The following is a 23,254-nucleotide window of genomic DNA, read 5'->3' on the forward strand; positions in this document are numbered from 1 at the left end:
TCTTCTGTTTTTGAGATATCTTCGTAATGTAGCATGTTTTGTACTTTTTGTGTGGTAACCTAAAGATACAATAAAACCAAGGGATTCCCAAGGTTTCATGCTGCATTTTTTCTCTAAAATGCTCAGTATATAACGGTGCGAAACTTCAGTTAATAATATTATTGCAGGTTTGCCAGGAGCAGAGGAGGGTTATTCATTAAAGCAATTTCAATCTGTTTTAAATACTTATCAAACCATTGGAGCAGAGGAGCTCAGAAATAATTTGGTTTCATTTCTAAAACAAATTATACCAGTTGCAGAGGAGTCTAATGTTTTAATGGCCATTCATCCCGACGATCCTCCATTTCCTATCCTAGGCATCCCCCGTATTGTTAGTACTGAAGAGGATGCCAGTAAAATAGTTGATGCAGTGGATAGTCCAAATAATGGTTTGTGCTTTTGCACGGGTTGTTATGGTGTACGAGTAGATAATGATCTTCCACGAATGGTAAAACGCTTAGGACATCGTATGAATTTTGTTCACTTAAGAAGTACTTCTCGCGATGAAGCAGGAAATTTTCATGAAGCCGATCATTTGTCAGGTGATGTAGATATGTTTGAGGTCATGAAGGCCTTACTTCAAGAACAGAAAAAACGAATTAAAAATGGTAGACTAGACTATCGATTACCCATGCGCCCCGATCACGGCCATCTAATGATCGATGACTTAGGAAAAAAATCAAATCCAGGATATAGTGCTATTGGTAGACTCAGAGGACTAGCAGAATTAAGAGGTCTTGAACTTGGAATTAAATATTCAATTACTAGTTTGGATTAATGGAAAGGTTTCTCCTTCGATGCACTTCGATGAAATGACAAAAGAAGTAGTATAGCCTTTTATTGTTGATCATGAATAAAGGATAAACCGAACGCTCGGTATGCTCCCTAAGTACTTTAAAATGAATTATGTTTCAGATTGATTATTAGTACTTGTAAAGGTAAAGAAAGATTTCTCTTCCACTATGTTCCATCGAAATGACTGAGTTATTGTGTGTAGCTAAGGGCGCACAAAATCAATTACATTGACATTGGTATTTGTGCGCCCTTTCTTCTAGTTATTACGTTGTCCGTCATTTTGAACGCAGTTAGAAATCTCTTGTTATATTGATAGCTTTCTTCCTCCATTACATTTCGAAGGAGAAGTATGCTTCGACTGAGAAATCTAATTTAAAAGGGATAAAGTTTCTCCTCCAGTTTACGTAAGACCCAAAAAAGAGAGATTCCAATTAAGAGGAATCTCTCTTTAAAATTTATAAGCTTTTTTGCTCCCTTCTATGGGGCAAACAAAAAATCCAGATCGGTTTTCTAATGCATACAAGTAGCACAAATCTCTCGACTTGTAGTTTTGTTTTCAAATAAAAGGTCACAGCTCGGGAGAGCTGTGTTACTGGTATCTATTGCTACTAGTCATATGCTTAAGAGTAACACAAGTCTCCTGACTTGTAGTTTTGTTTTCAGATAAAAGGTCACAGCTCAGGAGAGCTGTGTTACTTGCATCTATTGCTACTAGTCATATGCTTAAGAGTAGCGTAAGTCTCCCGACTTGTAGTTTTGTTTTCAGATAAAAGGTCACAGCTCGGGAGAGCTGTGTTACTGGTATCTATTGCTACTAGTCATATGCTTAAGAGTAGCGCAAGTCTCCCGACTTGTAGCTTTGTTTTCAGATAAAAGGTCACAGCTCGGGAGAGCTGTGTTACTTGTATCTATAGCCACTGGTCATTTGGTTAAGAGTAGCTCAAGTCTCCCGACTTGCAGCTTATGTCGGGGTAATAAAAAAACACAGCTCATGATAGCTGTGTTACTAATATATCAAAAACAATATTTATAATTCCCTACAAAGGAATATTCCCATGTTTTTTAGCAGGATTTACCTTCGATTTGGTTTGGGTCATTTCTAAAGCCTGAATCAATTTCTTTCTGGTTTCTTCTGGCTTTATAATTTCATCAATATAACCCATTTGTGCTGCTTTATAAGGGCTGGCAAAATTGTCGCGGTATTCTTTTACGGCTTTTGCTTTTTCTTCCTCATTGAGTTTGCCTTTATAAATGATATTTACGGCACCATCAGGTCCCATAACAGCGATTTCAGCAGTGGGGTAGGCGAAGTTCACGTCGGCTCCAATATGCTTGCTCGACATTACATCATAAGCACCACCATAGGCCTTGCGAGTAATAAGTGTGATTTTTGGAACAGTGGCTTCTGCAAAGGCATATAGTAATTTAGCACCGTGCTTAATGATTCCGCCAAATTCTTGAGCCGTTCCGGGTAAGAACCCAGGTACATCTTCTAAGGTGATGATAGGAATATTAAAAGCATCGCAGAAACGTACAAAGCGAGCCGCTTTTGTGGAAGCATCAATATCTAAAACACCAGCTAACATGGCAGGCTGATTGGCTACAATACCCACCGGTTTACCGGCCATCCTGGCAAATCCAATGATGATATTCTTGGCATAATGGGGTTGGATTTCGAAGAAATGCTTTTGATCCACCACAGAATGAATCAAATCCATCATATCATAAGGCTTGTTAGGATCGGTAGGTACCAATTCATTAAGCGATTTGTCTAGTCTATTTACATCATCGGTACATACTTTCACTGGAGGATCTTCCATATTATTCGATGGCAAGAAGCTCAATAGCTCTCTCAGCATCATCATGGCTTGCTCATCGTCATCAGCAGTGAGGTGTGCGACACCACTTTTGCTATTATGAGTCATGGCACCACCCAGTTCTTCTTTGGTTACTTCCTCGTGAGTTACTGTTTTAATCACTTCTGGACCAGTGACAAACATATAACTGGTTTCTTTCACCATCATAATGAAATCGGTTATGGCTGGAGAGTAAACAGCACCACCAGCGCAAGGGCCTAGGATTGCAGAAATCTGAGGAATCACACCAGAACTCATCACGTTGCGGTAAAAAATATCGGCATATCCAGCTAAGCTTTCAACGCCTTCTTGAATACGAGCACCTCCGGAATCATTGAGACCTAAAACAGGAGCCCCCATTTTCATGGCCAAATCCATTACTTTAATAATTTTATCAGCATTGGTGCGGCTTAAAGAACCACCAAAAACGGTAAAATCTTGAGCAAAAACGTAAACCAATCTGCGATCTACTTTACCATAACCCGTAACTACACCGTCGCCTAGGAATTTGGATTTATCCATATCGAAGTCGGTGGTTTTGTGGGTCACAAACTTGTCCAACTCTACAAATGTTCCCTTGTCCAGCAAGTCAGCTATGCGTTCACGAGCAGTTTTACGTCCTGCCTGGTGCTGGCGATCTATTCTGTCCTGACCTCCTCCGAGTTCAGCTTCTTTGTTATTTTTATCTAATAAGTTGAATTTTTCTTCTCTTATCTTGTCCATTTTTTCTTTTTTAAATCAGTTTACAGCTATTCTACAATCACTAATGGTTGATTACTATCAATGGCATCACCTTCTTTTACTAAGATTTCTTTTACCACACGGTCCACTTTTACTTTGTATTCGCTTTGCATCTTCATAGCTTCAACAATAACAACGGTGGTTCCTTCTGGAATTTCATCTCCCACCTTAACTGGGATACTCACCACTTTACCAGGCATTGGACTGCTGATGGCTTTATCTCCATCATCGGCATCTTCGCCACCGCGGTTCATTAAATATCGAGTTTCGGCATCAATAATACTGATGTCAAAGGTCTCTTCATAGGTATTCACTGTAAATTCTTTGGCATTATTTCCTTCTACCAATTCCACATTATAGGAACGGTTGTCTTTTAGGATGGAATAAACACCTTTTTCCACTTCCAATACATCAAGATTGTATACTTTTTCATCAACCTTAATCTGGATTTTGTTTCCATCGCGACTCATCAGCTTCACTTTAGCATAACGTTCGCCTACTTTTACTTCTAACATAATTTTTATTTAGGTTGAAATTATAATCTTAATATACTTCTCTTTCTTCCGAAGTCTTTCCAGTTCTTGGCCATATTTTTCTTGATGGGTTCTGGCTGCATTTTATCTAATTTATCTGTGTAATTAATAAATGCAGTAATGATGGCCACGTCCTCATTATCGCCCTCATAAACCGGTTGGGTCATAAGGAAGTCAAAATTATCCTCAACAAAATGAGTGTTATATTTCCCATTAACAAAATCAGGGGTTTCCATAATTCGTTCTAAGAATTTCATGGAAGTTTTAATGCCTGTAATCTTATAATTATAAAGGGCTCTTCTCATTCTTTCAATGGCTTCTTCACGAGTTTCAGCCCATGCAATCAGTTTCGAAATCATAGGGTCATAAAATATAGGGATTTCAAATCCTTCATAAACATAGCCATCATGACGAATGCCAAGACCTAAAGGTTCGCTCATATGCTTGATGACTCCAGGGCTAGGCATGAAATTATTTTCGGCATCCTCCGCATAAATTCTACATTCTATGGCATGACCATTTTGACGTAGTTCTTCTTGTTTCAGTTTAAGAACTTCATTATTGGCAATATTGATCTGCTGTTTCACCAAGTCCACTCCAACTACTCTTTCAGTAATGGGATGTTCCACTTGAAGTCTGGTATTCATTTCTAAGAAATAGTAATTCAGGTCATTATCGGTAATAAACTCAATTGTACCTGCACCTGAATAATTTACTGCCATGGCAGCTGCCACTGCATGTTTTCCCATTTCTTCTCTTACTTTTGCAGTCATAATAGGAGAGGGCGTTTCCTCCACTACTTTCTGATGTCTTCTTTGTACCGAGCATTCTCTTTCAAATAGGTGAACGGCATTTCCATGGTTATCGGCTAAAATTTGGAATTCGATATGGTGAGGTGAATCAATATATTTCTCAATATAAACAGCATCATTGCTAAAAGAATTCAAGGCTTCGGAACGAGCAGCTCTAATGGAACTTAAAATCTCAGATTCTTTCTTCACCAACCTCATTCCTTTACCACCACCACCAGCAGAGGCTTTAATCATCACCGGAAGGCCTATTTCATGAATGGTTTTAATGGCTTCATCTTCGTCAACAATAGGTTCAGTCGTACCTGGCACTACTGGAACACCAGCAGCAATCATCTTTTTACGGGAAGTGATTTTGTCTCCCATGGTATTTATCGCATGAGAATCGGGTCCGATAAATACAATACCTTCTGCTTTGCATCTATCGCTAAATTCTGCATTCTCTGATAAGAAACCATAACCAGGATGTATAGCATCAGCTCCTGATTTTTTAGCTACATCAATAATTTTGTCAATAACCAAATAGCTTTCAGAGGAGGGTGAGGGGCCAATGTGATAAGCTTCATCGGCATATCTCACGTGCATGGAAGAACGATCGGCATCTGAAAAAACAGCAACTGATCGAATATCCATCTCGCGGCAGGAACGCATTACTCTGATGGCAATTTCACCCCTGTTCGCGACAAGTACTTTTTTTATCATATTTATAAAGTATTTTCTTCACTACAAAAGTTGTAGCAAAATAGGTTTTAAGAAAATAGGTTGTTTATATAGGTTTTTTGTGCGGTAAAGATAAATAATTTTTTATTTTATTCTTATTTAGTCTAAATAGGTCTGCGTTTTTTTATAATATTTTAATAGAATTTTTTTGACAAAACCATATGTTACTGATATTAAGTGTGATATCAAAATACACAATTTATATGTTTTTTTAGATGATTGTTTTACCTTTGTACCACGTTTAATAGGAATTAAATTACTTAAATAATACAAAAATGAAAAAATCAATTAAAATTCTTTTCAGTCTAGCTTTGGTTTTGCCAATGATGGCATTTGCTATGATTAATAACCCAAATGATGCTACGAATATGAATCCTGTTGGGGATGATATAGAAGCTGGAAAAGCTTTATTCCAAGCTAAAGCATGTTTTGCATGTCATGGCATGAATGCAGAAGGAAATGCATTAGGTCCAAATATGACTGATAATTTTACAAAACATGGTTGTAGTGAAGAAGAGATTATTAGTGTTATTAATAAAGGTGTTGCTGGAACAGCAATGGTCCCTTACGAGGCACAGTTAAAACCAGAGGAAGTTAAAGCATTGGCTAAGTTTATAGTTAGTTTAAAAGGTTCTAATCCTGCAAATGCAAAAGCTGCTGAAGGCGAAGAGTGTAAATAATTGAAAAAAATAGAATAAGAGCGAATATGTTTATCATCAACGTATTCGCTCTTTTTTGATCATGGCAAAAGAAAACCAAAAATGTATTCACTGTGGTGAGGATTGCGGTAAATACCCCATTATGTGGGAAGAGAAACCATTTTGTTGTAATGGTTGTAAGACAGTCTATCAATTACTCAATGAGAATAAACTCTATACTTATTATGAGATGGAGAAAAATCCTGGAGTTAGAGTGGATGAGCCTGAATTTGGGACTAAATTTGCTTACCTTGATGATGAAACAATAAAAGAAAAGCTCTTAGAATTTAAAGATGGCGATTATTCCAAAATCACGTTTTATATTCCCGCTATCCATTGTAGCTCTTGTATTTGGCTTCTAGAGCATTTAAACACCTTAAACTCTGGAATTACCTATTCCATGGTAAATTTCGTTAAAAAAGAAGTGAGTGTCACTTTTAAGGAGGAACTCATCAGCCTTCGGCAAATTGTTGAACTTTTGGCCAGTATCCATTATACACCAATGATTACTTTGGATAATATGGATAAAAAATCGGCGAAAAAAGAAGACCGAAAACTACTTTTTAAATTAGGGGTAGCTGGTTTTGCCTTTGGTAATATTATGCTTCTAAGTTTTCCCGATTATTTGGCTGGAGAACAAGGAGTAGAGCCTGCTTTGCAACGATTCTTTAATTTCTTAAACCTATTGTTCGCCCTTCCTGTACTCATTTATAGTGCCAGAGACTATTTGCTTTCTGCATACAAGAATTTGGTTCATGGAGTCATCAATACTGATTTACCCATTTCAATCGGTATTATTGCACTCTTTAGTCAATCGACCTACGAAATATTAAGTAATAGTGGTACAGGCTATATGGATTCTTTTGCAGGTTTCATTTTCTTTTTATTGATAGGGAAGTGGTACCAAAACAAAACTTATCAAGCCCTAGCTTTTGATAGAGATTATAAATCTTATTTTCCCATTGCTATTACCAAAATTGTTGATGAAAAAGAAGAAGTTACACAAATAAAAGATTTAGTGGAGGGTGATAGAATACTAGTTCGCCACCATGAGTTGATTCCTGTGGATGCTACTTTAGTTAAAGGAGTAGCCAATATAGATTATAGTTTTGTTACTGGAGAGACAAATGCGGTGAACAAGTTAGTGGGAGAACCTGTTTACGCAGGTGGTAAACAGCTTGGAGCAGCACTTGAATTAACCGTGAATAAGTCTGTAGACCAGAGTAGTTTAACGAAACTCTGGAATCAGAGTGAGGGTGGCATTATTCCTAAGCAAACGCTTAATAATATGGTGGATAGAATCAGTAAATGGTTCACCATTATTGTAATTAGCTTGGCATTAATTACCATGATTGTTTGGTTCTTTATTGATGCGCCCCGAGCTGTTTCTATCTTCACGGCTGTGCTTATTGTAGCCTGCCCATGTGCTTTGGCTTTGTCTATTCCTTTTACCTATGGAAATAGTCTTCGTATTTATGGAAAACGAGGGTTCTACCTCAAAAATAGTCAGGTGATAGAGAATCTATCAAAAATAGATACTATTGTATTTGATAAAACCGGAACCATTACCCAAAGTAATGCTTTGGATATCAATTTTAATGGAGTAGAGCCCACTAGAGAACAATTATCATTTATTAAAAGCATAGCTCGTCAATCTACACATCCTTTGAGTGTTGCATTATATCAGCATTTAAGTAATTTAGATTCACATTATGTGGATTCCTATAAAGAAATAGCTGGAAAAGGAGTGGAGGGCTTCATTAATCAGCAAAAAGTAAAGATTGGATCTGCTGTTTATATTGGCGCTGTTGTAAAGCCAGCCGACGAATTTATGTCTAGAGTATATATTTCTATTAATGATCAATATTTAGGCTACTTCAGTTTAGAAAATAAATATAGAGATGGGCTCACGGAAATTATCTCTCAACTCAAAAAGAAATATGAGGTACATCTTATCTCAGGTGATAATGAAGGCGAAAGAAAACGCTTAATGCATTGGTTTAAGGATAATAAATATCTGCACTTCAACCAAAAGCCAGCTGATAAATTAGATTATATCAGAGCCTTACAAGCAGAAGGGAAAAATGTATTAATGATTGGTGATGGACTCAACGATGCAGGAGCACTCAATCAAAGTAATGTGGGTATTACCATTGCCGACGATATTTATAATTTCTCACCAGCATGCGATGGCATTATGGAGTCTGGTAAGTTTAAATCCTTATATCGATATATCAGATTTTCGAAAAGCAGCATACGAGTGGTGAAAATTAGCTTTTTGATTTCTTTGCTTTATAATTCAATAGGATTAACTTTTGCGATAGATGGTCTGCTAACCCCAATTGTTGCAGCAATTTTAATGCCTGTTAGCTCTGTTACAGTAGTGGTTTTTGTAACTTTAGCTACAAATATTAGTGCCATGATATCAGATCAGAAAAAATTGGCTTAATTGATTTATTCTAAATAAAATACTGAAATTCAAATATATACATCTTTTGCTCTATTCTAGCTATTTAGGTACCTAATTTATTTTTAAGGTAAATGGATTTGATGTGACAAATTTTTGTTATTTTTAACAAAATATTTATACATTTGCGATTCAGGAATCGAAATACCTAAATTATTTATGACCATTTTATTTGTATTAATTACAGTAAGTTCGTTTGTGGCGGGGATTTTTCTCATCGCATTTATATGGGCTGTAAAATCGGGACAATTCGACGACTCGTATACTCCATCTGTCAGAGCTCTATTTGACGATGATGTGGTTCCTGAAAATTCAACACCAGAAATTAAAGATTCATCAAATAATGAAAATGAGTGATTATGGAAAATCAAAAATTTAGCTATGACAACAAGATAGTGAGGCTGTTTATGCATGCCACTATCATTTGGGGTATAGTCGGGATATTAGTAGGGCTGCTGATAGCTTTACAGCTTCCTTTTCCCGCATTTAATTTCGAACTGTCGTTTTTGACATTTGGTAGAGTAAGACCTATCCATACCAATGCCATTATTTTTGCATTTGTAGGAAATGCCATCTTTACGGGAGTTTATTATTCAATGCAAAGGCTATTAAAAACAAGAATGTTCAGTGATGCGCTTGGACGTTTCCATTTCTGGGGATGGCAATTGATCATTGTAGCAGCTGCCATTACTTTAGCTCTTGGATACACCATGAGTAAAGAGTATGCAGAACTAGAATGGCCTATCGATTTGGCTATTGCAATAGTTTGGGTTGCCTTTGGTATTAATATTACAGGGACCTTAATTAAAAGAAGAACCAAACATATTTATGTGGCTATCTGGTTCTATATTGCTACTTGGACTGCTGTAGCATTACTTCATGTTGTTAACTCTATTGAAATTCCAGTTTCATTATTCAAATCTTATCCTGTATATGCCGGTGTTCAAGATGCGGTAGTACAATGGTGGTATGGTCATAATGCAGTTGCATTCTTCCTTACTACTCCTTTCCTAGGATTAATGTATTACTTCTTACCAAAAGCAGCTAATCGACCTGTTTATTCTTATAAACTATCTATTATACACTTCTGGTCATTAATATTCTTATATATGTGGGCTGGTCCTCATCACCTTTTATATCAAGCTTTGCCAGATTGGGCACAAACTTTAGGCGTTGTGTTTAGTATTATGTTGATTGCTCCTAGTTGGGGAGGTATGATTAATGGTTTATTAACTCTACGTGGTGTATGGGATAAAGTAAAAGAAGAACCTATTCTGAAATTCTTTGTTGTTGCGGTTACTGCATATGGAATGGCAACATTTGAAGGGCCTTTGCTTTCCTTAAAGAACGTAAATGCCATCAGTCACTTTACTGACTGGACACCAGCACATACTCATATTGGTGGTATGGGTTGGAATGGGTTATTAACATTCGGTATGCTTTATTGGTTAGTACCTAGATTATATGGTGTTAAAATCTTTAGTAAAAAATTAGCCAATACACACTTCTGGATTGCTACTATTGGTATGTTATTCTGGGCTATCCCTATGTATTGGGCTGGTGTCACTCAAAGTTTAATGTGGAAAGAATTCAATGATGAAGGTATGTTAGCTTATCCTAATTTCTTGGAGACTGTTATCCAGATTGTACCACTCTATATCACAAGAGTTTTTGGTGGCCTTCTATATATGATTGGTTTCTTAATGATGATGTATAACTTGTATAAAACGATGGCTATTGGTAATTTCATCGGAGATGAAGAAACTAGTGCGCCTGCTTTACATGTAGAATCAGAAAAACGAGTGGCGGGTGAAACCATTCATGGGTGGTTAGAAAGAAAGCCTGTTCAGTTTACTATATGGGCTGTTATTGCAGTTGCTATTGGTGGTGCCGTTGAAATCATTCCTATGATTACAGTCAAATCTAATATTCCAACTATTGCAACAGTAACGCCTTATTCTCCTTTAGAATTACAAGGTAGAGATATTTATATCCGTGAAGGTTGTTATAACTGTCACTCGCAACAAGTAAGACCATTCCGTTCTGAAGTAGAACGTTATGGAGATTATTCTAAAGCTGGTGAATTTGTTTATGACTTCCCATTCCAGTGGGGTTCTAAGCGTACAGGTCCAGATTTGGCACGTACTGGTGATATGAACAGTAAAATGTATAAATCTAGTGCTTGGCATTATAACCATATGATGGACCCATCTAGCACATCTCCAGGTTCTTTGATGCCTTCTTATCCATGGTTATATGATACAAAGATTGATAATAGTAGCTTAGAGCGTAAAATTGAAGTGATGCAATTCCTAGGTGTTCCATATCCAGAAGGATTTGCCCAAGAAGCCATAGGTCATTTGCAAACTCAAGCACAAGACGTAGCAAAAGACATTCCTGGTGCTAAAGCCGATACTGAAATTATTGCTTTAATTGCTTATATGCACAAAGTAGGAAGTGGTATCTCTGCAGAAAAATAAATAGAAAATCAATTGGGAGAAGCGAAACCTTCTCCCAATTTTAATTGAATACTATATGAAGCTTGCAATAAAATATTTAAGTGACATTGAAGGAATAGGAATGACACAATCCATATCATTTGTGTTTTTCTTTGCCATATTCTTGGCTATTGTATATTACGTTTTTAAAATGAAAAACTCTTACTATACTTCCATAAGCGAAATGCCACTTAAAGATGAAATTGATTCGTATTCAGATAATGAAATGATTAAAGAATTATAAAGATTATAGATATGAGCGACGATGTAAAATATCAACAAGGAAAAGTGATTGATAGCCATGAATTTGATGGTATTCAAGAATTAGATAACCCACCACCACCGTGGATCATGTATGTGTTTTATCTTAGTGTATTATTCTCAATAGGTTATTGGATTTATTTCCATATGACTGATGCAGGACCTCTGCAAGAAGATGAATTTAGGCAAGAAATGGCCATCGAAGCCAAAGCACAAGCTAAGCGCGTTGCAGCTGCTCCTCCTGTTTCTACAACTGCTTCTACCGACCCAGCTGACTTAGCTGCTGGTAAAGAACTTTTTACTGGCAAAGCTTGTTTTGCTTGTCATGGTATGAATGGAGAAGGGAATGCAATTGGGCCAAATCTGACAGATCATTTTTCTATTCATGGTTGTGATTTCACAAAAACCATAGCTGTGATTAAGAATGGAGTTCCTGCAAAAGGAATGACACCTTACAAAGATCAAATGACTCAAAAACAAACCGAACAATTGGCAAGTTATGTTTTGAGCCTTGTTGGATCTAATCCTGCAAATGCTAAAGAAGCACAAGGAACAGAATGTAAGTAGTGTTCCTGTTAAATAGGTGTTAAAGTACTAGCGGATGAACATGCTTTTTTGTTCATCCGTTTTTTTTTGCATTTCTTTGTAATGTTTATTTAGTCTAAATAATCGCATATATAGAATAAAAACAAAAACTAAATGAAAATCAAACTAATAGGCTTCGTTATTTTTGCCTCGTTATTTAATTTTCTAAATGCTCAAGAAAAAATAGCCATTGAAAATACCACGCAGATTGGTATTTACGAGCATTTGGATACTTTGATGTCAAAAGACATCTATTTGGTAGATCGGGACAGTAATAGTGTTCAACTTACCAGTCTAATCGACAAACCCACCGTTTTCTGTTTCATCTACTACAATTGCCCAGGTTTATGTTCCCCATTATTGGGTGGCGTTGCTGACGTGATTAATAAAACAGATTTAGTTTTAGGAGAAGATTATCAAGTTATAACTATTAGTATGAACGAAGATGATTATCCTTCACTAGGTGCGAAGAAAAAAGATAATTATGTGAAATCATTTACCAAAGAAGTAAATGATGAGGCTTGGATTTGGTTAACAGGTGATAGCTTAAACATTGCAAGAGCTAGTGATAACTTAGGTTTCAAATTTAAGAGAGAAGGTAAAGATTTTGTACATGCTGCAGCTATCATGGTAACTAGCCCTGAAGGAAAAGTAACTCGCTATTTGCATGGAACTTACTTTCTTCCTTTTGACCTTAAAATGGCTATTGTTGAAGCCAGTCAGGGCATTTCCGGCCCAACCATTAACAAAGTTCTTGAATTTTGCTTTAGCTACGATCCTCAAGGAAAAAAATATGTATTTAATATTACAAAAATATCGGGAAGTATCATTATGGCCTTGGCTTTATTGTTATTCCTTGTTTTAGCATTTAAAAAGAAAAAACCAAAATCAACACAGTAATATGGATGACAATGTTACATCAAAGCCTCAATTAAACTTTTTTGAGGACACTGGGGGCCGAAAAGGAATCTTTAAATGGATTCTATCAACGGACCATAAGCGAATAGGACTGCTTTATTTCTATTCCATTATCTCCTTTTTTATGGTAGGAGTAGCACTTGGTCTTTTAATGAGATTAGAGCTGTTAGAGCCTGGAGGTCAATATATTGATGCCAATACTTATAACAGTGCTTTTACACTGCACGGCGTCATCATGATTTTCCTTTTTATTATTCCTGGAATTCCAGCAGTATTTGGGAATCTAATCCTTCCCATTATTATTGGAGCTAAGGATGTAGCTTTCCCGAGAGTTAACCTTTTATCGTGGTACTTATATGTAATTGGTGCCTTTTTTGCCCTTTCTACATTGGTATTTGGTGATGGACCAGCTGATACAGGCTGGACTTTCTATGCGCCCTATAGCGTGAATACAAGTACAAACGTGAGCATGTCAGTATTAGCAGCTTTTATCTTGGGATTCTCCTCTATTCTAACGGGGCTTAACTTTTTGGTCACCATGCACCGAATGCGTGCACCAGGAATGACATGGATGCGTATGCCACTATTTGCTTGGGGGCTTTATGCCACAGCTTGGATTCAGCTATTAGCTACTCCAATTGTGGGTATCACTTTATTAATGATTGTAGCAGAGCGGTTTTTAGGCGTTGGTTTATTCGACCCTTCTTTAGGAGGTGACCCGATTTTATATCAGCACATGTTCTGGATATATTCCCACCCTGCTGTTTATGTAATGATTTTGCCAGCTATGGGAGTGATTTCAGAAATCATTCCAACTTTTTCTCAAAGAAAGATTTTTGGATACAAAGCCATTGCTTTTTCTAGTTTGTTTATTGCTTTTGTAGGATACACTGTTTGGGGACACCATATGTTCACCTCAGGAATGAGTGGTTCTGCTCGAATTATTTTCTCTATTCTTACCTTCATAGTGGCTATTCCTAGTGCTATTAAAGTATTCAACTGGTTGGCTACCATGTATGGTGGTTCTATCGATTTAAAACCAGCTATGCTCTTTGCACTTGGATTTATTTTCCTTTTCCTCATTGGAGGTTTAACAGGTTTGGTGGTTGGAGCATTAGCAACTGATGTGCACTTACATGATACCTATTTTGTTGTGGGGCACTTTCATTATGTGATGTTTGGAGGTACTGGATTTGCCTTTATTGCAGCATTATACTATTGGTTTCCTAAAATTTATGGGAAAATGTATGACGTAAAACAAGCTACCATTGCATTTTGGGTGATGTTCACTGGTTTCAACATCCTTTATTTTCCAATGTTAGTTGTTGGAATTATGGGAATGCCAAGAAGATATTATGACTATTTACCTCAGTTCCATGTTCCCAACATTATTTCAACAGTAGGAAGTTGGATATTGGTAACTGGTCTCATCATGGTCATTATTAATTTCTTTAAGGCCAAGAAAATAAGTGCAGAAGAAGCTAAAAATCCTTGGGGAGGTTTAACTTTAGAATGGACTGTACAATCACCACCTACAGTATTGAATTTTGATGAAATTCCTACTGTAACAAGTGGCCCTTACGAATATCAGAATAAGGAGGAAAGATAATGAGTTCAGAAGCTTTACAACACGCTCATGACGAGCACCGCGACGATGCTGCCTCAAAATTAGGAATGTGGTTATTCCTTTTTACTGAGTTGCTATTATTTGGAGGACTATTCTTAGTCTATTCTATATACCGAAACATGAATATGGAGGATTTTCATGCAGGTTCGGCACACCTTGATATTTTTATCGGAGCTATTAATACAATAGTATTAATTACAAGCTCTGCAACTGTTGCTATTTCTATTACTGCAATTCAAAAAAAACACTATCGCCTAGCTAAAGGATTATTGTGGTTTACCATATTAGCAGCAGGTGTTTTTATGGTGAATAAATATTTTGAGTGGGGACATAAGTTCGAAATTGGATTATACCCTGGAGGAGATATGTTTGAAGCCATGCCTGGAGGAGAACGCCTATTTTTTGTGCTTTATTATTTCATGACAGGTCTACACGGGTTGCACGTGATTATTGGAGCTATTATCATTGGTTTTGTGATTAAGGAAATTAATCAAGGAAAACAAACCTACGATAATTTCGCATTTCATGAAAATGCCGGATTATATTGGCACTTGGTCGATTTAATTTGGATATTCTTATTCCCATTAATGTACTTAATTATCTAATTATGGAAAACAATAAAAATAATCACGAAGAAGATCATCATATAGTTAGTTACGCTGCTAACCTGAGAGTTTGGGTAGTATTGCTTATATTGACTTGGTTAACCATTACTGTAGCTTATTTAGATTTTGGTAATATGGCTGTTGCTATAGCTTTATTAATTGCCACCTTTAAAGCTGGAGTCGTATTGGCCTATTATATGCATTTAAAATTTGACAGTAAGTTGCTTACTGGGTTGTTATTGGTAACTGTAGCCGTTTTTAGCTCTTTTATTATACTTACATTTTTAGATTACGCATATAGATAGAGAATTAATAAAGAAATAGATAGAATTATGAATAATGTTTCGAATTTTGTAGAAGGTGTTGATATGGCTTTTATTGTCATATTGGGGATTTCGCTCTTCTTCTTGGTAGCCATCACCGTGGTGATGGTATATTTTGTTATCAAGTTTAGTAAGAAAAATAATCCAAAACCAAGAGATGTTAAAGAAGATATGCGTTTGGAGGTTTTATGGACAGTGATTCCTACTATATTGGTATTCGTCATGTTTTATTACGGATGGGTAGGATATAAGGGAATGAGAGAATTTCCTGATGATGCCATTCATATCAAAGCTACCGGAAGAATGTGGAGTTGGTCATTTGAATACGATAATGGAAAAGTAAGCCCAAATCTTATTATGCCAACCAACAAACCTGTAGTGCTTGATTTATTTTCACCTGATGTATTGCACAGTCTATATATTCCGGCTTTTAGGGTGAAAGAGGATGTAGTACCTGGTGTAAATAATAAAATGTGGTTTGAAGCTTATGAGGAGGGTTCCTATGATATACTTTGTGCTGAATATTGCGGAGAGCGTCATAGTTTTATGTTGAGTAAAGCTGAGGTGGTAAGTCCTGAAAAATATGAGGAATGGTATGGTGAGGATCTGAGTGGTGCGAGTCCGATAGAAGCTGGTTTACAAGTTTTAACCGCCAACGGCTGTATTGCATGTCATAGTTTGAATGGTACTCGTTTAGTGGGCCCCAGTTTTCAAGGTTTATATGGAGCAGAAAGAAACATCACCTTTGCAGATGGCAGTAAAAAGACAGTAACTGCTGATGAAGAATATATTAAAAAGTCAATATATGATCCCAATTCAGAGGTAGTAGATTCTTATCCAAAAGTGATGATCTCATACAAGCAAACTATTAGTGAAGACCAGTTGAAACAAATTAATGCCTACTTAAAAAGTATTAAATAAATGGTAATGAAAAAGTATCTGAAGTTATATATGGAGTTGGCTAAAGTGAGAATCACCTTTGCTGTTACATTAACTACTTTTGTGGGCTATTATATGGTTGATGCTAAAGTAGATGCAACATTATGGTGGGTATTGCTTGGGATTTTTCTTTTAGCTAGTGGCTCTGCTGCTTTAAATCAATATCAAGAGCATGAGCATGATGCTAAAATGGATAGAACTAGAAATCGTCCAATACCATCTGGAGCTTTATCTCCAACACATGGTTTACTTGTGGCGCTTATTCTTTCTGGAACTGGCTCGTTTTTACTCTTTTGGGCTTCTGGAATTGAAGCTATGCAACTAGGATTATTAGCATTAATATGGTATAATGCTTTCTACACACCTTTAAAAAGGAAATCTGCCTTTGCAGTAGTGCCAGGTTCTGTTATTGGTGCTATTCCGCCGATGGTTGGTTATGTGGCTGCGGGAGGTTCTTTATTAGACCCTCAAATCTTAGCTTTTGGTTTCTTTATGTTTATGTGGCAGATTCCTCATTTCTGGCTATTGGTCATGAAAAATGGAGCAGATTATAGTAAAGCTGGTTTTCCAACCATCTCAGATATATATAATGAGAATCAATTGAAAGGAATTACCTATGTGTGGACAGCAGCCACAGTGGTGAGTAGTTTATTACTTCCTTTGATGCACGTTTTCAATAGTGTAACATTAATGATATTATTAACGTTCTCCTTAGTCGTGATGTTAGTTGCATTTTCTAGAATATTCAAAGAAGAATATTCTAGAAAATTAATCTTCAAATACTTTATGGGGATTAATGTATACCTCTTGTTTATTCTAGGATTGATTATTGCTGGAGTGGCGTAGTAAACAAAAAAAATAAAACAAAAAACCATGGCCATTGTCATGGTTTTTTTGTTTTTATATTATTCCTTAACTTGCGTATTATTTTCACCATTCCACAATTATATGAAACCTGTAAATCTGATAATTCTATATTTGACCATCTTTGCTATTGGTATGCTCACAAATTCTATTTTTGCTCAAGTACTTTTTGTTAATATCGATGTTGAGCCAATAGATGCCGAAGTGTATATTGATAATCAATTATGCCATCCTCAAAATGGTCCTCTAGAACTTACTAAAGATAAGCACATACTTAAAATTGAAAAAGAAGGCTATTTCACCATAGAAGAAGAAATTAAAGTAACCAAGAAGAGTGTTTATTTTAATTATTCCCTTATTCAAAATCCTGACGTAGTCATTATTCGAAGCACCGAAAATGCGAAAGGCTATTTACGATTAAAAACAGATTCTGATGCTTCAATATTGATTAATGACTCCCTATACAGCAGTTTTAACATCTTAGCGTTTGAAAAACAAGAATTGAATATTAAAGCTTGGAAGAAAGGTACTGATACAATAGCAAAGTATATTGAGATAATTGAAGGAGATACTCTCACATTAGAACTTTTCCCTAAAAAACAACTAAGCCTTGAGAATCTAAATTTAGAAATGGTTTTGGTGCAAGGGGGTGGTTTTATCATGGGATGTGAAGGAAGTAAAGAAAATGCTCAATTACATTCGGTAGAATTAGATGATTTTTATATTGGTAAATATGAAGTTACTCAGTTTCAATGGGAAATGGTAATGGGAACGAATCCTAGCCAATCCACAGGTGATAGACTTCCAGTTGAAAATGTGAGTTGGGAGGATGTGCAAAAATTCCTCAAATTACTAAATGGCTTAACTCAAAAAAAATACAGGCTACCTACAGAATCGGAATGGGAGTACGCTGCCAGAGGAGGCCATAAATTGAGTTCAGTACCTTTTAAATATAGTGGTGGAAATTCCATCAACAATTATGCTTGGTACTGGAGAAACTCTGGTGACAGCATTTTGACAACAAGGTTTAGTAATGAGCAATTAAAAGATAATAATTGTAAGGCAAAACAGGTAGGAGAGTTGGATGCTAATCAATTAGGAATTCACGATATGTCGGGGAATGTATGGGAATGGTGCAGTGATTGGTATGCAGCTGGGTATTATAAAGAATCTCCATTGAAGAATCCCCAAGGGCCTGAGACAGGAAAAACTCGAGTTTGTCGTGGGGGAGGCTATACTAGCAAAGCGAGCTTCTGCAGGAATGGTTTTCGCTTTTCTTTTCCACCCACACAATCGTATGACTATTTAGGCTTTCGACTGGTTTTGGAGAAATAGTTAACCTATAAATGATACAATTGGTATTATTAGAACATTCATTACCAAAAGGCATATAAATTCTCATTCTAAAGCAAGTTTTAAACAAACTTAAGCAATTCGTTATTTATCTAAAGTCTATCAAATTACATTCTGCATTCTAGTTCTTACCCCCTATAAGAGGCAAGCCTGATTTTGCAATCACTAAAGCTATCTTTAGTAACTATTTGACTACAGCTTTAATACCAATTATATTACCATATTACTGATATATTTTGTGTATTTGAAGAAAGGGAAAACGAGCAGAAATATTAATTACAGAGAGTTTATCAAAGCTAAACTACAAGTATAAAAAGTGTAAAAATTACCGTAAGAGGCTGCGAATAATGAGCCTAATCCCAACCAAAAAGAAGAAGTATAAATCAAGAGAAGAATTATCAGATTTTTTAGGCCTAAGCCCTAAGACATTGTATAGTTGAACTATGGTGTATAAAGAATTTGGGATAGAAAAAATGTTGGTCATTTCAAATGGCGGAAAGCGCAGAGAAGTTGTTCCCAGTCATATTCAAAAAGATTTAGAGGCAAAATTGAATAATAGCACCGATCCCTTGCTAAATTACAAGGGTGCCGTTGAATGGGTGAAAAATGAATTCAATATTGAATTGAAATACAATATATTTAGGATGTATTTGATTAGGAATTTTCGGAGTAAGCTTAAATCTCCAAGAAAATCTCATTATAAAAAAAATGATCAGGCCACTAAGGCCTTTAAAAAAACTACCAGCCTTACTAAATGATATTAGAATAAGTCTAAATAAAGATAGATCTGATTCTGTTAATCTTTACTTTCAAGACGAGAGTAAGTTTGGTTTAATGATCCATGTAGGAAGATGCTTCACAGCAAAAGGAATTAAGCCAATAATAAAATATCAACATGCCTTTAAAAATACATATTTATACGGAAGATTTTCATCGATAGGTGGAGGCTATTTTATTTATGAGATAGAAGGAACCACTAGTGAGATATTCTATAATTATTTACTTGAATTCTCGAAGTACAAATCTAAAGAACTAAAGATCATAATTATCGATAATGCAGGATTCCACTCTTTAAAACAATACGATACTCCAGATAATATAAAATTGATTAGAATTCCGCCCTATACACCTGAACTAAACCCTTCAGAAAAGATGTGGGCCTATATCAAACAATTCTATAAAAATAAAGTCTTTAATAATCTCGATAATACTAAAAAATGGTTGTATGATTTTGTTAAGAATAATATCAACAACATCAATGTAAAAAGCATAATGCACACCGACTTATATAATGATGCATTTGTCGGGTGTTTGATATTTAATTGGTATAAAGTGAAAGACGAAACATTGCTCAACCAAACTGGATTATAGGTTCAATATTTTAATTAAGGAAGTAAATACTCTCCTAATTCTCAGTTATAGGTGGATGAACCTTTATTTTGTATTTTTTTTCTTAGAATATTTAAAGGTTATTAGTTGTTTTTCAAAAAAAAGAGTTTTACGATGCTAACTTTTGCTATCCTAAGTTTCTAGCTTTACTTTTAATCAGCATCATGTTCAAAGCTTTTAGGTTCAATATGAATGGTGGTTATCATATTCATTAAATCTTTTATTTTATTCTCAATTTTAGTTGCAATTAAATGGGCATCCCAAACACTCATATTATTGTCCACTTTTATATGAAAAGTGAGCTCTTGACTGCTCACATAATTATGAATATGAAAGTGATGAGCATAATAATTCTTATTATCAATTTCTTTTATTATTTGCTCAATTTTCGTTATCAATTCTTCGCTTGGCGTTTCTCCTAATAATTTGTTTATAGCGTCTTTAATAATTTCATAGGCGGCATAAAAAAGCATACCTGCAATGATGATGCCTAAAACGCTGTCGATCCACCAAAATCGATCTGCAAAAAATATACCAATAAGAACGACTACAGAAGATAATGCATCTGTGCGGTGATGCCAGCCATCGGCTTTTACAGAGAGATTGTTTGTTTTTTTAGCCACATAGAATGCATATTGAGCCAAACCTTCCTTAAGTACTATAGATATAATGGTTACCACAATTGCCAAGGTTCCAAAGTTTGCACTTTCTTTGGTATTAAACTGAAAAATAGAATCTTTAAAAAAGTCAAAAGCAATTAATGCCAAAAGGAACCCGATAAATATAGCGGCAATCTGTTCCCATCTGCCATGGCCGAAGGGATGATCTTTATCTGCTTTTTTGGAAGAAAGTTTTATGCCTAGAATGACAATAATGGAGCTCATTGAATCTGATAAAGTATGCCATGCATCTGCTGTTAAAGCAATAGAACCAGATACGATTCCAGCCCATAATTTCAATCCGAAAAGTCCTGTGTTTACCAGTATCGATATGATTCCTTCTAAATAACCTGCTTTATTTTTATCCATTTTTAGCTTCTTTTTTTGCAATAATAAATGACAATGGAATTTTGTCCTCAATTATTATTTCTTTTATTATGATAAATCCTTCGTTTTTAATAAAGTCTCTATAACTAGCAATAGACCATTTGTTTGCAGCCTTAAAACCAGATAGAGACATAAAAGTAGAAACCATTCTACTTTTAATATTTTGTCCATGACAGTAGGTTGGCAAAATTACTCTCCCTTCTGATTTCATTACTCTTTTTATTTCCAATAATGCTTCACTGGCTTTGGGTATTAAATGAAATACATTAGAAGCGATGACTATATCAAATACCTCTTCAATACTATCTATTTCTTTGGCAGAGCCAAGTTTGAATTTAATATTTTGAATATTATTTCGTTTCTGTTTTTTAAGCGCAATATCAATCATGGCTGGAGCATAATCGGTGGCTATTATCCTTTTTACTTCTGTGGCAATAGCAAAAGAAATGATTCCGGTTCCAGTTCCAATTTCCAATACTTCATCATTATTTTTTAATTCCTTTTTAATGAGGGCTATGGATTTGTTATAAGTATTCTGTGCATATTTAGCAATGAACTGGTCATACTTTTTGGCAAAGGAATTCCAATATCTATTCTGAAATGCTTGCATAATTAAATTGGTCTATATTATTAGTTATAGCTAACTATTTATTGTATTTATATAATCGAAAGAATGGCTTTGTTTAAAAGAACTATCAAGATTTCTTTTTCAGATTCGGTTAGACCATCGGTTAGTTGCTTGGCAAACTGCATATGTAAATCAGTATGTAGATGTGCTGCTTTGTCGCCCTTTTCAGAAAGATGTACATGTGCTGAACGTCTATCATTATCTGATTTTACTTTTTTTATAAAACCATTCTCTTCAAGTCTGTCGAGCATTGCAGAAGTAGAAGCCTTTGAAATTTCAAGTTTTATTGCTAGTTCTGATAAGGTAGGGTTTTCAATTTCATGAATCAGTTCTATGCAGTGGAGTTGCTTAATGGTTAGGTTCTTTAAGTCAGACTCCTGTTTGATTTTTTCTTCCAGCTGTTCGCTTTTATTGAGTATGATATTTACTAATCCTTCTATGCTGTACATCATGTTTTTTATGCAAAAATACGAATATAGTTAGACAGCACTAACAATAAAATCAAATATTTTTCTTTGACTATAATCAAAACTCATTTTACAAGGCAACTCGTCCTACAAAATTGAATTTTTTATTTAGAGGCATGATGCTATGAACCTATACCTATTTTATAAGATAGCCTCCTCTAATACCGATGCTATGAAATAGATAAAATGATAAATAGAATAGTACGCTGTACCTTGGAAAGAAATTGTACTTGGTTCTGAATGTTTTAATAAATACAAACTACAGATGCTCATCTTTAGGAATTTGGTGCAGCGCACCAATCTATTTATAAAAAGCATGCTCATGTTTTTTATTGAGCTGCGGCGCAGCGTTCTGTAAATACAACTAAGCAATGATTTCCAAATCTATTTTAATTGAATACTCAATCGGAAATTGCTTTTTGGTGCCATATGGAAAAACACTTCATCGCCATCTTTACAGCTTTCAAACAACTCTTTGTCCACTCGAAATCTAGTATTTTCAATGATTAAACTGTAGTGTATAAAACTCTTCATTGGATTATTGTGTGGTAGGGTAGACCTATTACCACTTCCGGCTTCATAATCTGTTTTGGACTCTTTTCTTTGTATGGTTTTAGGTATTAGTACTTTTTCATTATTTCTAATATCAATTAAATATTTTCTATTCATTTGATAATTAATCAGAATTGAGATCGCAAACATAGCTATGAGGGTAAGAGCCATAAACTCATTTTTTAAAGGAGTATCAAGCAAAAAGAAATCAAGAATAGCAAGAACTAAAAATGAACCAATCATAAAAAAGAAAAAGGGGATGATATAGCCCATCCTACATTGGTATTTTAAGTCTTTAATGTCTTTTGATGATAATTGTCTTTTCATTTTTATTAAGTTTCCATTTGAAACTGCCAATTATTTTGAACCCGAGTTCGATTATAAAAACAGAGCTAATTGATCGTCTTTCTCCATATCATATTTTATAGAAGGTTTTTTAGCAAAGAATGAATATGCGATAAGAGCGGCGATAATATTGGAGATAAAATTTTCAAAACTTCTGTGCCTAGAATGTTCAATTTGGCACATGTTTTTTAGTTCA

General features: G+C 35.3%; 21 protein-coding genes and 2 pseudogenes. 15 read left to right on the forward strand and 8 right to left on the reverse strand.

All coding sequences use genetic code 11. From position 1 onward, the window contains the following. Positions 1–148 precede the first annotated feature (148 nt). Positions 149–817: pseudogene (gene uxuA / locus HNS40_RS18805) on the forward strand (mannonate dehydratase); the annotation flags it as partial. Between the two features lie 1,054 nt (positions 818–1,871). On the opposite strand, the gene HNS40_RS18810 reads toward uxuA, so the two are convergent. Genes HNS40_RS18810 through accC form a run of 3 tightly spaced genes read right to left on the reverse strand, consistent with a single transcriptional unit; the run spans position 1,872 to position 5,475 of the window. Continuing rightward, positions 1,872–3,413 (reverse strand): acyl-CoA carboxylase subunit beta, encoded by a 1,542-nt coding sequence (locus tag HNS40_RS18810; RefSeq protein WP_172283748.1) that lies wholly within the window; start codon positions 3,411–3,413, stop codon positions 1,872–1,874. Positions 3,414–3,439: 26 nt separating this feature from the next. Further along, on the reverse strand, positions 3,440–3,946 hold the full coding sequence (locus HNS40_RS18815) for a biotin/lipoyl-containing protein (RefSeq protein ID WP_172283750.1): 507 nt from the start codon (positions 3,944–3,946) through the stop codon (positions 3,440–3,442). A 20-nt stretch (positions 3,947–3,966) separates the two neighbouring features. After that, the gene (gene accC, locus HNS40_RS18820; RefSeq protein WP_172283753.1) at positions 3,967–5,475 is read right to left on the reverse strand and encodes an acetyl-CoA carboxylase biotin carboxylase subunit; all 1,509 of its coding nucleotides are present in this window, start codon (positions 5,473–5,475) and stop codon (positions 3,967–3,969) included. A gap of 293 nt (positions 5,476–5,768) precedes the next feature. Here accC and HNS40_RS18825 point away from each other — a divergent pair, with 293 nt between their 5' ends. From HNS40_RS18825 to HNS40_RS18895, 14 genes are all read left to right on the forward strand, one after another. After that, positions 5,769–6,173, forward strand: a complete 405-nt coding sequence (locus HNS40_RS18825) for a c-type cytochrome (RefSeq protein ID WP_172283755.1) — start codon at positions 5,769–5,771, stop codon at positions 6,171–6,173. 61 nt (positions 6,174–6,234) lie between these two features. Beyond that, positions 6,235–8,640 (forward strand): heavy metal translocating P-type ATPase metal-binding domain-containing protein, encoded by a 2,406-nt coding sequence (locus HNS40_RS18830; protein WP_172283757.1) that lies wholly within the window; start codon positions 6,235–6,237, stop codon positions 8,638–8,640. A 177-nt stretch (positions 8,641–8,817) separates the two neighbouring features. Further along, positions 8,818–9,015 (forward strand): cbb3-type cytochrome oxidase assembly protein CcoS, encoded by a 198-nt coding sequence (ccoS, locus tag HNS40_RS18835; RefSeq protein WP_172283759.1) that lies wholly within the window; start codon positions 8,818–8,820, stop codon positions 9,013–9,015. 2 nt (positions 9,016–9,017) lie between these two features. Beyond that, positions 9,018–11,138, forward strand: a complete 2,121-nt coding sequence (gene ccoN, locus HNS40_RS18840; RefSeq protein WP_172283761.1) for a cytochrome-c oxidase, cbb3-type subunit I — start codon at positions 9,018–9,020, stop codon at positions 11,136–11,138. Between the two features lie 55 nt (positions 11,139–11,193). After that, complete coding sequence (locus HNS40_RS18845) at positions 11,194–11,400, forward strand: CcoQ/FixQ family Cbb3-type cytochrome c oxidase assembly chaperone (protein ID WP_172283763.1); 207 nt, start codon at positions 11,194–11,196, stop codon at positions 11,398–11,400. Positions 11,401–11,411: 11 nt separating this feature from the next. Further along, the gene (locus tag HNS40_RS18850; protein ID WP_172283765.1) at positions 11,412–11,984 is read left to right on the forward strand and encodes a cbb3-type cytochrome c oxidase N-terminal domain-containing protein; all 573 of its coding nucleotides are present in this window, start codon (positions 11,412–11,414) and stop codon (positions 11,982–11,984) included. 132 nt (positions 11,985–12,116) lie between these two features. Continuing rightward, complete coding sequence (locus HNS40_RS18855; RefSeq protein WP_172283767.1) at positions 12,117–12,902, forward strand: SCO family protein; 786 nt, start codon at positions 12,117–12,119, stop codon at positions 12,900–12,902. Position 12,903: 1 nt separating this feature from the next. Then, positions 12,904–14,529, forward strand: a complete 1,626-nt coding sequence (locus HNS40_RS18860; RefSeq protein WP_172283769.1) for a cbb3-type cytochrome c oxidase subunit I — start codon at positions 12,904–12,906, stop codon at positions 14,527–14,529. After that, complete coding sequence (locus tag HNS40_RS18865) at positions 14,529–15,152, forward strand: cytochrome c oxidase subunit 3 (protein WP_172283771.1); 624 nt, start codon at positions 14,529–14,531, stop codon at positions 15,150–15,152. Before HNS40_RS18860 ends, HNS40_RS18865 begins: the two co-directional genes overlap by 1 nt. A gap of 2 nt (positions 15,153–15,154) precedes the next feature. Beyond that, the gene (locus tag HNS40_RS18870; protein ID WP_172283773.1) at positions 15,155–15,457 is read left to right on the forward strand and encodes a cytochrome C oxidase subunit IV family protein; all 303 of its coding nucleotides are present in this window, start codon (positions 15,155–15,157) and stop codon (positions 15,455–15,457) included. A 27-nt stretch (positions 15,458–15,484) separates the two neighbouring features. Then, positions 15,485–16,396 carry a cytochrome c oxidase subunit II gene (coxB, locus tag HNS40_RS18875; RefSeq protein ID WP_172283775.1) on the forward strand — a complete coding sequence of 304 codons (912 nt, stop codon included), beginning with the start codon at positions 15,485–15,487 and terminating at the stop codon, positions 16,394–16,396. Between the two features lie 6 nt (positions 16,397–16,402). Further along, a complete protein-coding gene (locus tag HNS40_RS18880) occupies positions 16,403–17,260 on the forward strand; it encodes a protoheme IX farnesyltransferase (protein ID WP_172283778.1) in 858 nt (285 codons plus the stop codon). A gap of 102 nt (positions 17,261–17,362) precedes the next feature. Next, positions 17,363–18,613: a formylglycine-generating enzyme family protein gene (locus HNS40_RS18885; RefSeq protein ID WP_172283783.1), complete on the forward strand. Its 1,251-nt coding sequence runs from the start codon at positions 17,363–17,365 to the stop codon at positions 18,611–18,613. A 726-nt stretch (positions 18,614–19,339) separates the two neighbouring features. Further along, positions 19,340–20,002 (forward strand): transposase, encoded by a 663-nt coding sequence (locus HNS40_RS18895; protein WP_216664198.1) that lies wholly within the window; start codon positions 19,340–19,342, stop codon positions 20,000–20,002. A 170-nt stretch (positions 20,003–20,172) separates the two neighbouring features. Here HNS40_RS18895 and HNS40_RS18900 read toward each other — a convergent pair whose 3' ends face one another. The 5 genes and pseudogenes from HNS40_RS18900 to HNS40_RS23285 all read right to left on the reverse strand — a co-directional run. Further along, positions 20,173–21,048: a cation diffusion facilitator family transporter gene (locus HNS40_RS18900; RefSeq protein ID WP_172283785.1), complete on the reverse strand. Its 876-nt coding sequence runs from the start codon at positions 21,046–21,048 to the stop codon at positions 20,173–20,175. Next, entirely contained in the window at positions 21,041–21,676 is a 636-nt protein-coding gene (locus HNS40_RS18905; RefSeq protein ID WP_172283787.1) for a class I SAM-dependent methyltransferase, read from the reverse strand. The genes HNS40_RS18900 and HNS40_RS18905 overlap by 8 nt, the downstream gene beginning before the upstream one ends. Positions 21,677–21,723: 47 nt before the next feature. Next, positions 21,724–22,146 carry a MarR family winged helix-turn-helix transcriptional regulator gene (locus HNS40_RS18910; RefSeq protein WP_172283789.1) on the reverse strand — a complete coding sequence of 141 codons (423 nt, stop codon included), beginning with the start codon at positions 22,144–22,146 and terminating at the stop codon, positions 21,724–21,726. A gap of 399 nt (positions 22,147–22,545) precedes the next feature. After that, positions 22,546–23,040, reverse strand: coding sequence for a hypothetical protein (locus HNS40_RS18915; RefSeq protein WP_172283791.1), 495 nt, complete (start codon positions 23,038–23,040; stop codon positions 22,546–22,548). Between the two features lie 51 nt (positions 23,041–23,091). Beyond that, positions 23,092–23,254 (reverse strand): annotated as a pseudogene (locus tag HNS40_RS23285) (IS982 family transposase); the annotation flags it as partial.

It is taken from the genome of Lentimicrobium sp. S6 (assembly GCF_013166635.1).
Taxonomy (GTDB): domain Bacteria; phylum Bacteroidota; class Bacteroidia; order Bacteroidales; family UBA12170; genus UBA12170.

Coding starts and splice junctions, on each gene's coding strand:
- HNS40_RS18825 (WP_172283755.1), top strand. CDS start 5,769: ATGAAAAAATCAATTAAAATTCTTTTCAGTCTAGCTTTGGTTTTGCCA.
- HNS40_RS18905 (WP_172283787.1), bottom strand. CDS start 21,676: ATGCAAGCATTTCAGAATAGATATTGGAATTCCTTTGCCAAAAAGTAT.
- HNS40_RS18895 (WP_216664198.1), top strand. CDS start 19,340: ATGATCAGGCCACTAAGGCCTTTAAAAAAACTACCAGCCTTACTAAAT.
- HNS40_RS18915 (WP_172283791.1), bottom strand. CDS start 23,040: ATGAAAAGACAATTATCATCAAAAGACATTAAAGACTTAAAATACCAA.
- HNS40_RS18860 (WP_172283769.1), top strand. CDS start 12,904: ATGGATGACAATGTTACATCAAAGCCTCAATTAAACTTTTTTGAGGAC.
- HNS40_RS18850 (WP_172283765.1), top strand. CDS start 11,412: ATGAGCGACGATGTAAAATATCAACAAGGAAAAGTGATTGATAGCCAT.
- HNS40_RS18910 (WP_172283789.1), bottom strand. CDS start 22,146: ATGATGTACAGCATAGAAGGATTAGTAAATATCATACTCAATAAAAGC.
- HNS40_RS18870 (WP_172283773.1), top strand. CDS start 15,155: ATGGAAAACAATAAAAATAATCACGAAGAAGATCATCATATAGTTAGT.
- HNS40_RS18830 (WP_172283757.1), top strand. CDS start 6,235: ATGGCAAAAGAAAACCAAAAATGTATTCACTGTGGTGAGGATTGCGGT.
- accC (WP_172283753.1), bottom strand. CDS start 5,475: ATGATAAAAAAAGTACTTGTCGCGAACAGGGGTGAAATTGCCATCAGA.
- HNS40_RS18845 (WP_172283763.1), top strand. CDS start 11,194: ATGAAGCTTGCAATAAAATATTTAAGTGACATTGAAGGAATAGGAATG.
- HNS40_RS18885 (WP_172283783.1), top strand. CDS start 17,363: ATGAAACCTGTAAATCTGATAATTCTATATTTGACCATCTTTGCTATT.
- coxB (WP_172283775.1), top strand. CDS start 15,485: ATGAATAATGTTTCGAATTTTGTAGAAGGTGTTGATATGGCTTTTATT.
- ccoN (WP_172283761.1), top strand. CDS start 9,018: ATGGAAAATCAAAAATTTAGCTATGACAACAAGATAGTGAGGCTGTTT.
- HNS40_RS18815 (WP_172283750.1), bottom strand. CDS start 3,946: ATGTTAGAAGTAAAAGTAGGCGAACGTTATGCTAAAGTGAAGCTGATG.
- HNS40_RS18810 (WP_172283748.1), bottom strand. CDS start 3,413: ATGGACAAGATAAGAGAAGAAAAATTCAACTTATTAGATAAAAATAAC.
- HNS40_RS18855 (WP_172283767.1), top strand. CDS start 12,117: ATGAAAATCAAACTAATAGGCTTCGTTATTTTTGCCTCGTTATTTAAT.
- HNS40_RS18900 (WP_172283785.1), bottom strand. CDS start 21,048: ATGGATAAAAATAAAGCAGGTTATTTAGAAGGAATCATATCGATACTG.
- HNS40_RS18880 (WP_172283778.1), top strand. CDS start 16,403: ATGAAAAAGTATCTGAAGTTATATATGGAGTTGGCTAAAGTGAGAATC.
- HNS40_RS18865 (WP_172283771.1), top strand. CDS start 14,529: ATGAGTTCAGAAGCTTTACAACACGCTCATGACGAGCACCGCGACGAT.
- ccoS (WP_172283759.1), top strand. CDS start 8,818: ATGACCATTTTATTTGTATTAATTACAGTAAGTTCGTTTGTGGCGGGG.